The organism is Amycolatopsis dongchuanensis (assembly GCF_039542405.1).
Taxonomy (GTDB): domain Bacteria; phylum Actinomycetota; class Actinomycetes; order Mycobacteriales; family Pseudonocardiaceae; genus Amycolatopsis_E; species Amycolatopsis_E sacchari.
This window is the reverse complement of sequence record NZ_BAABIB010000063.1, coordinates 17,319-30,041: the sequence shown is the minus strand read 5'-3', so window position 1 is coordinate 30,041 and position 12,723 is coordinate 17,319. Positions and strand designations below refer to the sequence as shown.

Here is a 12,723-nt window from a genome sequence, read left to right as displayed (position 1 = left end):
CCCCTTTCCGGCAGGTGGTGACCACTCCACCTTCCCGGATCCCGGCCCAGGGAAAAACCCTGACGTGCCCGGCCGCCGGTGCGCCTACGGTAGGGCGATCCGGACAGGGGAGGACACCGTGACCCACACCGAACCGGCCGTGCGGGCGAGAGCACTGGTGAAGACCTTCGGGAGCACGCGGGCCCTCGACGGCATCGACCTCGACGTCCCCGCCGGGCAGGTGCTGGGCCTGCTCGGCCCCAACGGCGCGGGCAAGACCACCGCCGTGCGGATACTGACGACCCTGCTGCGCCCGGATTCGGGCGAGGCGGAGGTCGCCGGGCACGACGTGCTCGCCGACCCCGACGCGGTCCGCCGGGCGATCGGGTTGTCCGGGCAGTACGCGGCGGTGGACGAGAACCTCACCGGCTTCGAAAACCTGTACATGGTGGGGCGTCTGTACGGCAGGCGACGGCCGGCGGCCCGCGCGCGAGCGCGTGAGCTGCTCTCGCGGTTCGGGCTCGAAGAGGCCGCCGACCGGCCCGCGAAGGGCTATTCCGGCGGGATGCGGCGGCGGCTCGACCTCGCGGGCGCGCTCGTCGGCGAGCCGTCGGTGGTCGTGCTCGACGAGCCGACCACGGGACTGGACCCCGGCGGCCGCCTCGACACCTGGCAGCTGGTCAGGGAACTGGTCGCCGACGGCACGACCGTGCTGCTCACCACGCAGTACCTGGAGGAGGCCGACCAGCTCGCGGACACCATCGTCGTGCTCGAGCGGGGCCGGGTGATCGCCCGTGGCACCGCGGACGAGCTCAAGGCGCAGACCGGCGGGGAGCGGCTGGAGCTGGTGCTTTCGTCGGCCGCCGACCTCGCGGTCGCGCTGCGGGTGCTGCGTGAGGTCGGCGCGGGCGAGCCGATCGGGGACGAGCGGGCGCGCCGGGCCGAGATCCTCGTCGACACCGGGCCGAAGGCGCTCGTCGAGGCCCTGCGGCGGCTCGACGCCGAACAGGTCGTGGTGCAGGACGTCGCGCTGCACCGGCCCACGCTCGACGACGTGTTCCTGTCCCTGACCGGGCACGCGGTGTCCGGCGAAGCGGAGGAGGCCCGGTGAACGCGCTGGTGAAGGGGCTTTCCGATGGTGGCGTGATCACGTGGCGGAACCTGCTGAACGTGCGCCGCAACCCGGACTGGCTGATGGCGGCGACACTGCAGCCGATCATGTTCGTGCTGCTGTTCGCCTACGTCTTCGGCGACGCCATCGGCGGCGACGCGGGTGGCGGCGCGTACCGCGAGTTCCTCATCGCGGGGATCTTCGCGCAGACCGTGGCGTTCAACTCGGCGTTCACCGTGATCGGGTTCGCCAACGACCTGCAGAAGGGCATCATCGACCGGTTCCGCTCACTGCCGATGTCCCGGCTCGCGGTGGTTTTCGGCCGCACCACCTCGGATCTCGTGGTGAGTGTCGTGGCGCTGCTGGTGATGTCGTTGTGCGGGCTGATCGTCGGCTGGCGGATCCGCGGCAGCGTGCTCGACGCGGTGTTCGCCTACCTGCTGATGCTGTTGTTCGCGTGGGCGCTGTCGTGGATCGGCGCGCTGATCGGGCTGGCGGCGCGCAGCGTCGAGGTGGCGCAGAGCGCGGGGCTGATCTGGATGTTCCCGCTGAGCTTCATCTCCTCGGCGTTCGTGCCGCTCGACAAGCTGCCGGGGGCGCTGGGCGTGTTCGCCGAGTGGAACCCGTTCACGGCGGTCGTCAACGCGACGCGCGAGTTGTTCGGCAACCGCTTCGGCACTCCCCCGGCGGGCTGGCCCGCCGAGCACGCGGCGTTGTACACGGTGCTGTGCTGCGTCGGGATCATCGTCGTGTTCGCCCCGCTGGCCACCGCCCGCTACCGGCGCGTGGCGAGCCGGTAGCGGGGCTGCGCGTCACGAGCGCCGTAGCACGCGGCCGGGGCGCTCTCCGGTGACTTCGCCGTCCCGCAAGGCGAAGCGGCCCCCGACGAGCACGTGGCTGGTGCCTGTGGCGTACGACAGCGGCGTCTCGTACGTGGCCGTGTCGATCACGGTCGCGGGGTCGAAGACCGTGAGGTCGGCGACCATGCCTTCCGCGATCGTGCCGCGGTCGGTCAGGCCGATCCGGCTCGCGGGCAGCGCGCTGCACTTGCGCACCGCCTCGCCGAGACCTACCACGCTGCGTTCCCGCGAGTACGAGCCGAGCGCGCGGGCGAACGTGCCGAAGTGCCGAGGGTGCGGGTGCCCGCCCTGCCCGGTGTCGAGCACCCAGCCGTCGCTGGCGATCGCGCTCAGCTCGTCGGCGAGCACGGTGTCCACATCGGACTCCGCCATCGCGTGGTTGACGATCCACACGTCCCCCGCGTGCTCCCGCAGGACGTCCAGCGCGGTGTCGGCGGCCGGACGGCCCTCGGCGGCGGCGATCTCGGCGAGCGAGGAACCGACCCACTTCCGGTAGGGCCCCGGCGGCAGCGCCGCGAGCACCGTCCCCTCGGGCAGCACGGTGCGGCCGATGCGCGCGTCCAGTTCCTCCCGGATGCGGGCACGGGTTTCGTCGTCACGCAGCCGGGACACGAGCGCGGGCAGGCCCCCGTCGAGCGCCCAGTCCGGCAGCCGGGAGCTGAGCCGGGTCGAGGAGGCGGCGTACGGGTACACGTCGCAGGCCACGTCGAGGCCTGCGGCGCGGGCCTGCCGGATCCGGTTCAGCGCCTCGCGCACCTTGCCGTGGTTGGCCGGCCCCATCGCCTTGAGGTGGGAGATCTGCAGGCGCACACCCGTACGGCGGGCGGTGTCGAGCGCTTCTTCCACAGCGTCGAGCAGGTGGTCACCTTCGTCGCGCATGTGCGTGCTGTACAGCAGTCCGGCCTGCGCCGCGGTCTCGGCGAGTGCGACGAGCTCCTGCGGCGGGGCGAACGAGCCGGGCGCGTAAATCAGCCCGCTGGAGAACCCGAACACGCCTTGCCGGGCCTGTTCGGCGAGCAGCTCGCACACGCGTGCCAGCTCGTCGGCGGTCAGTTCGCGCAGCTCGTTCCCGGCGACAGCGCTGCGCAACGCGGCGTGCCCGGCGAGCGCGGCGACGTTGATCGCCGGCTCACTTTCCTCGACAGCGGCGGCGAAACGGGCGAAGTCCGGCCACACCGTGGCGTCTCGCTCGGAGATCGTCGTCAGGCTCGCGTCCCCGCCCGGCACTCCGGGGAACGGGGAACTGCCGCAGTTCCCGGTGACGATCGTCGTGACGCCCTGGCGCAGGCACGCCTCCGCGACCGGCGCCTGCCGGATCGAGAAGTCCGCGTGCGAGTGCAGGTCCACGAACCCGGGCGCGAGCACCAGCCCCGCGCAGTCGACGGTTTCCCTTGCGCCCTCGGTGGTTTCCCCGACCAGCGCGATCCGGTCGCCGAGGACCCCGACGTCGGCGCGGCGCGGCGGGGCACCGGTCCCGTCGGCGACGGTGGCGCCACGCAGCAGTACGTCCAGCATTGCGGTCCCTTCTACAGCAGCACGGTGAGGATGGCCAGGTACAGCAGGGCCGCCGGGACCAGCACGAGCCAGCCGACGCCCAGGAGGGTCTTCAGCCGCGTGCTTTCGGCGAACCCGAGCACCGACATCATGTTGGCGTTGGGGAACGGCCCGTAGGTGTCCGCTTTGGACCCCCACAGGTACGTCACGGCCCAGGCGGCCGGCGTGAGCCCGATGCTCGCGCCGAGCGGGCCGAACACCTTGTTCAGCAACACGACGTGGGCCGCGGTCGCGCCGGGCACGCCGAGCCAGCCCAGCATCGCCACACCCGCGGCGAACGGCAGCGCGGGCATGTCGTGCAGCATCGGCCCGAACTTCTCCAGCAGCACGTCGTAGGGCTTGAGCTCGTTGACCATCGCGAAGAACGCCGCCAGCAGCCAGAACATCAGGAACGTCTCGAACAGCCTGCCCCCGCCCCGCACGAGCGCGGCCACGGTGTCGCGGACGCTCAGGCCACCCGCGGCGGCGGTCACCACGGCGAGCACGGGCAGCGCGACGAGCGGGAAACTGGTGCCGGACCCGCTGATCGTCGCGTACGCCACGGCGGCCACGAGCGCGACGGCGAACACGACGGTCGCGCGGCGGCCGTGGGGCGCGTCGGTGGTCTGGTCCACCAGCTCGGGCGGGTAGAAGTCGTCGCCACGCGCCGCCGACCTGCGCTGCACCCGCGGGACGACGAACAGCGACAACAGGATCGACAACACCGCGAGCGGGCCCGCGGCCACGAGCAGGTACGTGCCGTAGCCGACCTTCGCGGCGTCGAGGATGGCGATGTTGGACCCGGCGAACGGTGCGAGCGCCAGCCCCGAACAGCCGCCGAGGAACAGCATGCTCGCGGTGGCCGAACGCGTGAACCCGGCCCGTGCCACGACGGGGATGACGATGGGGGCGGCGATCGCGAGCGCACCGGCGAGCGTGCCGAGCGCGAACACGAGCACCAGGCTCGCCGCCATCACGCCCAGCTGCAGCCCGATCCGGCTGTTGCCCCGCACCAGCCGCAGCACGCCCCGCACGAGCACGTCCGCCGCGCCGGTCACGCGCAGCACCTCGCCGAGCGCGCCGCCCAGCACGACGATCACGCCGATGAGGGTCACGGTGTCGCCGAGCGACTTGCCGAGCAGGTCGCCGACCGCGGCGGGCGCGCGGTGGTCCAGCAGGATCCCGGACAACAGCGCGCACGCCGTCGCCAGCAGGAGGTGCATCCCCGACAGCGACAGCACCGCATACAGCACCACGGGCAGCAGGCCCCAGACGGTCGGCGCGTGCACGAAGATCCCGAGCACCAGGCTGGCGGCGAGCCCGGCGACGGCGATCGCGTAGCGCGCGACGTTCGCCGGGGCGAACCGTCGCGGCGGGGCGGGTGGTGCGCTTGCCTCGGCCGTGGCGGTCATGCCCGCTCCAGCCGTGCGAGGTCCGGCGCGGCGAGCGAGACCAGGGCGTCCCGGTGCTCCCCGCCGCTTTCGGCGACGATCTCGGCCATCGACTGCTCCTTCCGGATGAGGGTGAACCGCGGCGTCCCGGTCGTGGCGGTGAACCCGTGGACCGCCGGGCGCGGCAGGCTGTTGTAGGACCAGGGTGTGGAGAAGTAGTACGCGCCGGTGTCGGGCAGCACGACGAAATCGCCGGGCACGAGCTCGGGCAGTTCGCGCCCGCGTGCGAGCATGTCGCCCGCGAAGCAGCACGGCCCGGCGACGTCCTGGACGACCATTGGCCCCTGCTTGCGCACCCCGTCCGGCCCGAACGCCTGGATCCGCAGCGGCCACGACTCGGGCATGAACACCGTGCGCGTCGCGACCTGCGCCCCGGCGTGCGTCACGGCGATCCGCCGCCCGCCGGCGTCCTTGACGTACTCCACGAGCGCGGCGGTGAACCCGTGCTTGGCGATCAGCGCCCGGCCGAACTCGGTGACCAGCGTGTAGTGGCCGTCGAACAACCCGGGCACGCGCTCACGCAGCAACGCGGCGTACTCGGCGAAGGTGGGGGTGGTCTCGTCGCTCGAGAAGTTGACCGGCAGCCCGCCGCCGATGTCGATCCCGGTCACCTGCTGCCGTCCGGCGGCCCGGTTGACCTCCTCGGCGAGCTCGTACACCACGCGCACGCCCTCGGCCATCAGCTCCAGCGGGCAGCCCTGCGAGCCGACGTGCACGTGGAGCCGGGTGAGCCACGGCCGCGCGGTGAACGCGGCCAGCACCCGCTCGCGGACGCCGGGATCCCGAAGCGGGACACCGAACTTCGAGTCGCGCGACGCCGTGCTCATCGCGCCGATCGAGCCCGCGCCGACCTGCGGGTTGATGCGCAGTCCCAGCGCGGACGCGCTCGGTGTGGTGGCGAGCAGCGCGTCGATCCGGTCCAGCTCGGCGAAGTTGTCGGCGTTGACGGCCGAGCCGAGCGACAGCGCGTGGGCGAGTTCCGCGCGGGTCTTGGCGGGCGAGTCGAACACGACGCGCCCGGGGTCGAAACCGGCGGCCGCGGCCTGCGCGTACTCCCCGGGGCTGGCCACCTCGCAGCCCATCCCGGCGTCCGCGAGCAGCCGCAGCACCGGCACGAGCGCCGCGGCCTTCGCGGCGAAGGTGTGCAGCACGGGCACCTGCTCGAAGGCCGCGAACAGGTCGCGGACGGAACCCAGCAGCCCCGGCACGTCGAGGAACCCGGCGACGGGCTGTCCCGGCCCGAGGACGTCCTGCTCGACCGCGGCCCGCACGACCCGGTCGAACCTCCCTGCGCTTTCCATGGCGACAAGAGTCGGTGAATCTTGCCTGAACGAGCGGTGATTGCTTGATACCGTCATTTTTCGTTGGAAGAGGAGTGGTTTATGCGGGATTCCGTCGACGAGCTCGATCTCGCGCTGATCAACGCCGTCCAGGTGACGCCCCGCGGTTCGTGGTCAAGATTGGGCAGGGCGCTGGGCATCGACGCGGCGACGGCGGCCCGGCGCTGGCAACGGTTGCACGAGGCGGGCCTGGCGTGGGTGACGTGCGTGCTCGGGCCGGCGCGGCACAGCGAGTTCTGCATGGCCTACGTGGAGATCGACTGCCTACCGGGGCGCCTCGACGAGGTCACCGCAGCACTCGCCGAACGCGACCGGATCGTCTACGTCCACCACCTGACCGGCGCGTACAACCTGCTCGCGGTGCTGGCCCGGCCCACTCCCGCCGCGGTCGCGGACTACGTGCGGGAGGCGATCGAGCCGCTGCCCGCGCGGGGGTACCGGTGCGAGGTGCGCACGGTCGGCTACAGCGAGGCGAGCCGGTGGCGGTTGCGCAGCCTCGACGCGGCACAGCGGACGGCGCTCGAAGCGGAGCAGGACGCGGTCCGTGCGCCACGCGGCGGCAAGGTCGACGGGACCGACCAGCGGCTGTACCGGCTGCTGCACGAGGACGGGCGGATGCCCTACACCGAGCTGGCCGAGCGGGCGGAGATCAGCGAGCCGACCGCGCGGCGCCGGGTGAACCGGCTGCTCGCCGGACGGCAGTTGCGGCTGCGGTGCGAGGTCGCGCAGTCGATCTCGGGCACGCCCGTGACGGCGTTCCTGTGGGCGAGCGTGCCTCCGTCGGGCCTCGACGCCGCCGGGCGGGCGCTCGCCGCGCTCCCCCAGGTGCGGTTGTGTTGCGCGCTCACCGGGTCGCGGAACCTGCTGCTGATGGCGTGGCTGCGCTCGCTCGACGAACTGCCGGCGCTGGAGGCGGCGGTGCAGGGCCGCATCGGGGAGCTGACGGTGGTGGACCGGGCGGTGTGCCTGCGCACGGTCAAGCAGATGGGACGGTTGCTCGACGGCGAGGGCCGCAGCGTCCGGCTGGTACCGCCGAGCCCGGAGCTGTTCCAGGCGTCCTGAGGATCGCGAATTCTGTCGCCTGTGGACGGTGGCGCCTCGACGGCGGCTTTCTGGCGCGGGTCCGCCGCGGCACGGTGGCTTCCGCGGCCGACCGCGCTCGGCCGCCGCACGCCTCAGGGCGCGACATCCCGCCACCTCGTCTCGGCAACCCGACTTCCGCCGCCCCACCTCGGCCGCCAAGCCGCCTCAGGGTGCGAAGGCCCGCCGCACCGTCGCGGCGAGTGCCTGCTTCCGTCGCGTGTGGACGGACTCGTCCTCCTGGCGCCCCGCCGCGATCGTGATGCTCGCCGGGGACCACGTCATCGCCAGCGCGATCACCATCGAGTGCAGGTCCAGCGGGGTCAGGTCCGCCGCGATCCGGCCGTCGCGCTGCGCCTGCGCGATCACCGCGAGCTTGTCGGCGTAGTGCCCCTCGACGTGGGCGAACAGGTCCCCCTCCGGCACCCGCTCCAGCCGCGCCCAGGTTGCCAGCCGGATCAGCTCCGGGTCCTCCAGGTAGGCGTCGTAGAGCCGCGTCGCGTAGCCCGGCAGGTCGTCGCCGGTGAGCGGGACGGAGTCCACGTTGCGCTCCACCCTGTCCCACAGCACGGTGTCGAACAGCTTCTCCTTGCTGCCGAAATACGCGTACAGCTGCGCCTTGTTGGCCCGCGCCGCCGCGGCGATCCGGTCCACCCTGGCCCCGGCGACGCCGTGTGCGGCGAACTCCGCGACGGCCGCGTCGAGCAGCCGCCGCCGGGTCGCTTCTCCGTCTCGCACCCGCCCATAGTAACCAACCGGTTTGTTTGACAGCGGCCACACCGAGGCCTACCTTCGAAGAAACCAACCAGTTTGTTTCTTAGGAGAGTCCATGCGTTCTGTGACCGGCTACGCCGCTCCCGCGGCGGGCGCCCCGCTGGCCCCGTGGCAGTTCGAGCGCCGCGACCTGCGGCCCGATGACGTCGCGGTCCGGGTGCGCTACGTCGGCGTGTGCCACACCGACCTGCACGCGGTCGAGGACTCGCCCGCCGCCGAGTTCCCGCTGGTGCCGGGGCACGAGTTCGTCGGCGAGGTGAGTGCCGTGGGTGCGGAGGTGACGCGTTTCGCGGTCGGCGACGCGGTGGCGGTGGGCAACATCGTGGATTCCTGCGGCAAGTGCGACTACTGCCTGGACGCGCAAGAGAACTACTGCGCCGAGTACCCGACCACGACCTACCTAGGCGTCGACCGGCGCGACGGGCTGCCCCAGCGCGGCGGCTACTCGAGTGAGTACGTGGTGACCGAGAAGTTCGTGTACGCCCTCCCGGAAGGGCTCGATCCCGCCGGCGCCGCGCCGTTGATGTGCGCCGGGGTGACGACGTGGGAACCGCTGCGCCGGTGGCAGGTCGGCCCCGGGATGAAGGTCGGCGTGGTGGGCCTCGGCGGGCTGGGGCACCTGGCGGTGAAGTTCGCGAAGGCGCTCGGCGCGGAGGTCACCGTGTTCACGACGTCACCGGGCAAGGAAGCCCCGGCCCGCGCGCTCGGCGCGGACGACGTGGTGGTGTCCACGGATCCCGCGGCGATGGCGGATCGCCTGGAGCGCTTCGACTTCCTCCTGAACACGGTCTCGGCCAAGCACGACCCGTCACCGTACCTGCGTGCGCTGCGGGGCGGCGGGACGTTGTGCATGCTCGGCATCCCGGACCGGTACGAGCCGGACGCGCTGGCGCTGCTCATCGGCGCGAAGAACCTGGCGGCGTCGGGCAGTGGCGGCGCCCGGAGGACGCGGGAAATGCTGGAGTTCTGCGCGGCGCACGGCATCACCGCGGACGTCGAGGTGCTGCCCGCGGCCGAGGTCAACACCGCACTGGACCGCCTGGCCCGCAACGACGTGCGCTACCGCTTCGTGTTGTCGATGGACTGAACCACCCGCTCACCAGCCCCGGATCCGTGGCCAAACCGCCCCACTGCCGGTGAGGTGGTACTCGTCGAACTGGGCGGCCGTCGCGCAGGCGTGGTTGGGCAGGATGCGGACCCGCGTGCCGACGGGCAGGTCCGGCAGCGCGGCGCCGCTGCCGGGCCGGACGGACAGGACGCCGTGCTCCTGGCTCGCGCCGGTCATCAGCAGGTCCGGGTACGGCCTGCCGTCGAGGTCCGTCACGACGCCGTAGCCCTGGTCGACCGGCTGCGCCGCCGTGCCGCGGTCACGGGACAGCGCCATCCAGCCGCCGTCCGTGAGGATCCAGCCCTTGCCCGGGCGGTGGCCGATCACCGTCACCTCGACGGACAGCGCGATGTCGTCGAGCCCGCACACCCCGATTCCCGCCATGACGAGATCGAAGAACACGAAGTTGCCCGCGCGGACCTCGGTGACGCCGCTGAGGTCCGCCGCGAAGTGCGCAGTCGGTGTCGATCCGATGCTGACCACCGGCACCTCGTGCCCCGCCGCGCGCAGGTCCTCCGCCACGCGCACGGCCGCCTGCCGCTCGGCTTCGGCGTCGGCCGTCAGTGCGGCCGGCCCGTACGAGAAGTACGACTCCCCCGCGTGCGTCAGCACCCCGCGCAGGTTTCCGCCGAGCACCCCGGCGATCCGGGCCGCGGCGGGATCGCCGGGGAGGATGCCGCCGCGGTGCCCGTCGCAGTCGACTTCGATCAGGGCGGGCACCCCCGCCTCGGCGACGGCCGCCGCCTGCTCGACGCTGTCCAGCAGCACCACGAGGTCCACGCCACGCCGCCGCAGCGCGGTGACACGCTCCAGCTTCCCCGGCGCGATGCCGACGGCGTACACGATGTCGGTGAACCCGGCGTCCGCGAACGCCTCGGCCTCGGCGAGCGTCGACACGGTGATCGGCCCCGAGCCGCCGTCGAACAGCAGCCGGGCCACCTCCACGGACTTCGCGGTCTTCAGGTGCGGCCGCAAGGTGCCGCCCAGAGCCGCGAGACGGGTGCGCAGCCGGGCGATGTTCGCTTCGACTTTCGGCAGGTCCAGTGCCAGGAACGGGGTCGTCACCCGCTCAGCCTATACAACTCGTCCGAGATCCAGACGAACTGTCAGGGCCTCGGGTTCACACGCGTCCAGCGCCGCGTCCCGCCACGCCCACCGGCGGCCGCCGTGCAGCGGCGGCACGGCACGATCCCCTCGTCCCGCGTGTCGGCCAGCCACAGCGCGTCCCCCCAGAGCACGTGCGGGAACCGGGCCAGCCGTGCCTTGTGCAACGGCACACCGCACAGCGTCTGGTTCGTCCCCGGCAGCCACGCGTGCACGTCACCACGGGGCTGCCGCACACCGTCCTCGTCGGTCCACGAGCTTGAGCCCGCGGTGGCGGGCAGCGCTTTCTTCGCCATGGCCGCAGTTACCCCGCGGGAACCCCCAGGACACCCAGGCGAGTCCGCCGCCGCGCACTGCTAGGCCGATCGAGTTACGGTCGGAGCAGGTCAGGGGAAGGGAGGGCCGCACGGTGGTTCGGGGTGACCGGTCTCGCGTCCCGGACTGGGTCGAGCCCATGCTGGCCAAGCCGGACGGCGGGCGGCTGCGCGCGGGCTCCGGCTGGGCCTACGAGTACAAGCTCGACGGCTACCGCTGCTGCATGCGCGTCGCGGCCGACGGCACGACCGTGCTCACCAGCCGCAACGGCATCGACTTCACCGGCGAGTTCCCCACCCTCACCGGCGTGCTCGACCCCGGGCGGGCGCTGGTGCTCGACGGGGAGATCGTCGCGTGCGGCGAGGACGGCAAGGTCGACTTCGGGCTGCTGCAGGAACGGCGCGGGCGCTACCAGAAGTCCCGCACCGCCCGCCGGGAAGGGCCGTTCGAGGACGTGCGCGTGCGCTTCCTGGCCTTCGACCTGCTGCGACTCGACGGCAAGAGCCTGCTCGACGAGCCCTACGACCGCCGGCGCGCGCTGCTCGAGGAGCTGCCGATGCCCGAGCCGGACCTGGTGACGCTCGTGCCCGCCATCACCTTCGACGACCTGACCGCGCGAGGGCACACCCCGCAGGACGTCCTGCACCAGGCCGCCGGCGAAGGCTACGAGGGCCTCATCGCGAAGCTGCGCAGTTCCGTCTACGTGCCAGGCCGCCGCCCCGACTCGTGGCTCAAGCACCCGTTCATCCGGACGCAGGAGGTGGTCGTGTGCGGCTGGCGGCCGGGGCAGCGCGGGTTCACCGGTACCCTGGGCAGCCTCCTGCTCGGCGCGCACGACCCGGACACCGGCGACCTCGTCTACATCGGCGACGTCGGCACCGGGTTCAGCCAGCAGGAGCGGGCCGACCTGCAGGAACGACTGGAAGGGCTGGCACGCAGGACCCACCCGTTCGCGACCACCCCGCCCCGCGAGGACGTCGCGAAGGCCCGCTGGGTGGAGCCGGTGCTCGTCGGCGAAGTGCGGTACCGCCAGTTCACGCGCGGCGCGGGGCGGTTGCGGCACACTTCGTGGCGAGGCCTGCGACAGGACAAGGAGACCACCGAGGTGATCGCGCCCCGCAACACACCGGCTCCCGGGCCGGCTCCGGAGCCCGCGCCGAAGAAGATCACCGTGCAGGCGGGAAAGCGCAGGCTGACACTGTCCAACCTGGACAAGCCGATGTTCCCCGACGGGTTCACCAAGGGTGAGGTCGTCAACTACTACTCGCACATCGCCCCCGTGCTGCTCCCCCACCTCGCCGGCCGGCCGGTCACGTTCATCCGGTACCCCGACGGCGTGGGCGGCCAGCAGTTCTTCGAGAAGAACGCGCCGCAGGGGGCGCCGGACTGGCTGCGCACCGCGCTCCTGCCCAGCACCGGTTCCCGCGGCTCGGGTGGCACGATCTCCTACCCGCTGATCGACGACCTGCCCGCGCTGGTGTGGGCGGCCAACATGGCCGCACTGGAGCTGCACATTCCACAGTGGACCGTCGGGCCGGGGCCGAAGCGCCGTCCGCCGGACCGGCTCGTGTTCGACCTCGACCCCGGTGAGGGCACGACGATCGTCGAGTGCTGCCGGGTGGCGGAGCGGTTGTACGAGGTGCTGCGCGAGGACGGGCTGACCCCGTACGCGAAGACGTCCGGCTCGAAGGGGATGCAGGTGTACGCCGGGATCCGCACCCGGTCCGCCGACGCGCCGTCCGCCTACGCGAAGGCGGTCGCCGAGCGGTTCGCGCGCGAGACGCCCGAGCTGGTGACCGCGAAGATGGCGAAGTCGTTGCGCCCGGGCAAGGTGTTCATCGACTGGAGCCAGAACAACCCGGCGAAGACCACGGTGGCGCCGTATTCGCTGCGCGGCCGGGAACACCCCACGGCCTCCACGCCGGTTTCGTGGGACGAGGTCCGCGCCTGCCGCCGCGCCCAGGACCTCGTCTTCACCGCCGACGACGTGCTGGAACGGGTCGCGGAACTTGGTGACCTGTTCGCAGACATCGGCGAAACCCGCGCCCCGCTACCGAAACCCTGAGGC

11 protein-coding genes are annotated in these 12,723 nt (G+C 72.4%); 5 read left to right on the top strand and 6 right to left on the bottom strand.

Annotation, left to right across the window (positions count from 1 at the left end; genetic code table 11):
• The first annotated feature begins 118 nt into the window (after positions 1-118).
• Positions 119-1,090, top strand: a complete 972-nt coding sequence (locus ABFX51_RS14920; RefSeq protein ID WP_346054029.1) for an ATP-binding cassette domain-containing protein — start codon at positions 119-121, stop codon at positions 1,088-1,090.
• A complete protein-coding gene (locus tag ABFX51_RS14915; RefSeq protein ID WP_346054028.1) occupies positions 1,087-1,890 on the top strand; it encodes an ABC transporter permease in 804 nt (267 codons plus the stop codon). Before ABFX51_RS14920 ends, ABFX51_RS14915 begins: the two co-directional genes overlap by 4 nt.
• Before the next feature lie 12 nt (positions 1,891-1,902).
• Here the strand turns inward: ABFX51_RS14915 and ABFX51_RS14910 are convergent, their stop codons facing one another.
• From ABFX51_RS14910 to ABFX51_RS14900, 3 genes are read right to left on the bottom strand one after another with little or no spacing between them, the layout of a single operon-like run.
• Positions 1,903-3,465, bottom strand: a complete 1,563-nt coding sequence (locus ABFX51_RS14910) for an N-acyl-D-amino-acid deacylase family protein (RefSeq protein ID WP_346054027.1) — start codon at positions 3,463-3,465, stop codon at positions 1,903-1,905.
• An 11-nt stretch (positions 3,466-3,476) separates the two neighbouring features.
• The gene (locus ABFX51_RS14905) at positions 3,477-4,895 is read right to left on the bottom strand and encodes a Na+/H+ antiporter NhaC family protein (RefSeq protein WP_346054026.1); all 1,419 of its coding nucleotides are present in this window, start codon (positions 4,893-4,895) and stop codon (positions 3,477-3,479) included.
• On the bottom strand, positions 4,892-6,235 hold the full coding sequence (locus ABFX51_RS14900; RefSeq protein WP_346054025.1) for a type III PLP-dependent enzyme domain-containing protein: 1,344 nt from the start codon (positions 6,233-6,235) through the stop codon (positions 4,892-4,894). Before ABFX51_RS14900 ends, ABFX51_RS14905 begins: the two co-directional genes overlap by 4 nt.
• An 81-nt stretch (positions 6,236-6,316) precedes the next feature.
• On the opposite strand from ABFX51_RS14900, the gene ABFX51_RS14895 reads away from it, so the two are divergent.
• Positions 6,317-7,336, top strand: a complete 1,020-nt coding sequence (locus ABFX51_RS14895) for an Lrp/AsnC family transcriptional regulator (RefSeq protein ID WP_091505352.1) — start codon at positions 6,317-6,319, stop codon at positions 7,334-7,336.
• A 186-nt stretch (positions 7,337-7,522) separates the two neighbouring features.
• Here the strand turns inward: ABFX51_RS14895 and ABFX51_RS14890 are convergent, their stop codons facing one another.
• Entirely contained in the window at positions 7,523-8,092 is a 570-nt protein-coding gene (locus ABFX51_RS14890; protein WP_091505353.1) for a TetR family transcriptional regulator, read from the bottom strand.
• 91 nt (positions 8,093-8,183) lie between these two features.
• On the opposite strand from ABFX51_RS14890, the gene ABFX51_RS14885 reads away from it, so the two are divergent.
• A complete protein-coding gene (locus ABFX51_RS14885; protein ID WP_346054024.1) occupies positions 8,184-9,215 on the top strand; it encodes an NAD(P)-dependent alcohol dehydrogenase in 1,032 nt (343 codons plus the stop codon).
• A gap of 9 nt (positions 9,216-9,224) precedes the next feature.
• Here ABFX51_RS14885 and ABFX51_RS14880 read toward each other — a convergent pair whose 3' ends face one another.
• Both ABFX51_RS14880 and ABFX51_RS14875 read right to left on the bottom strand, forming a co-directional pair.
• Positions 9,225-10,301, bottom strand: a complete 1,077-nt coding sequence (locus tag ABFX51_RS14880) for an alanine racemase (protein WP_346054023.1) — start codon at positions 10,299-10,301, stop codon at positions 9,225-9,227.
• A 41-nt stretch (positions 10,302-10,342) separates the two neighbouring features.
• Positions 10,343-10,636 carry a hypothetical protein gene (locus tag ABFX51_RS14875; RefSeq protein ID WP_346054022.1) on the bottom strand — a complete coding sequence of 98 codons (294 nt, stop codon included), beginning with the start codon at positions 10,634-10,636 and terminating at the stop codon, positions 10,343-10,345.
• A 158-nt stretch (positions 10,637-10,794) separates the two neighbouring features.
• Here ABFX51_RS14875 and ligD point away from each other — a divergent pair, with 158 nt between their 5' ends.
• A complete protein-coding gene (ligD, locus tag ABFX51_RS14870) occupies positions 10,795-12,720 on the top strand; it encodes a DNA ligase D (protein WP_428832473.1) in 1,926 nt (641 codons plus the stop codon).
• The last annotated feature ends 3 nt before the right edge of the window (positions 12,721-12,723 follow it).

What these genes read in the sequence shown, in the direction of transcription:
- ABFX51_RS14905 (WP_346054026.1), bottom strand. Translation starts at nt 4,895, where the DNA reads ATGACCGCCACGGCCGAGGCAAGCGCACCACCCGCCCCGCCGCGACGG.
- ABFX51_RS14910 (WP_346054027.1), bottom strand. Translation starts at nt 3,465, where the DNA reads ATGCTGGACGTACTGCTGCGTGGCGCCACCGTCGCCGACGGGACCGGT.
- ABFX51_RS14895 (WP_091505352.1), top strand. Translation starts at nt 6,317, where the DNA reads ATGCGGGATTCCGTCGACGAGCTCGATCTCGCGCTGATCAACGCCGTC.
- ABFX51_RS14875 (WP_346054022.1), bottom strand. Translation starts at nt 10,636, where the DNA reads ATGGCGAAGAAAGCGCTGCCCGCCACCGCGGGCTCAAGCTCGTGGACC.
- ligD (WP_428832473.1), top strand. Translation starts at nt 10,795, where the DNA reads ATGCTGGCCAAGCCGGACGGCGGGCGGCTGCGCGCGGGCTCCGGCTGG.
- ABFX51_RS14900 (WP_346054025.1), bottom strand. Translation starts at nt 6,235, where the DNA reads ATGGAAAGCGCAGGGAGGTTCGACCGGGTCGTGCGGGCCGCGGTCGAG.
- ABFX51_RS14885 (WP_346054024.1), top strand. Translation starts at nt 8,184, where the DNA reads ATGCGTTCTGTGACCGGCTACGCCGCTCCCGCGGCGGGCGCCCCGCTG.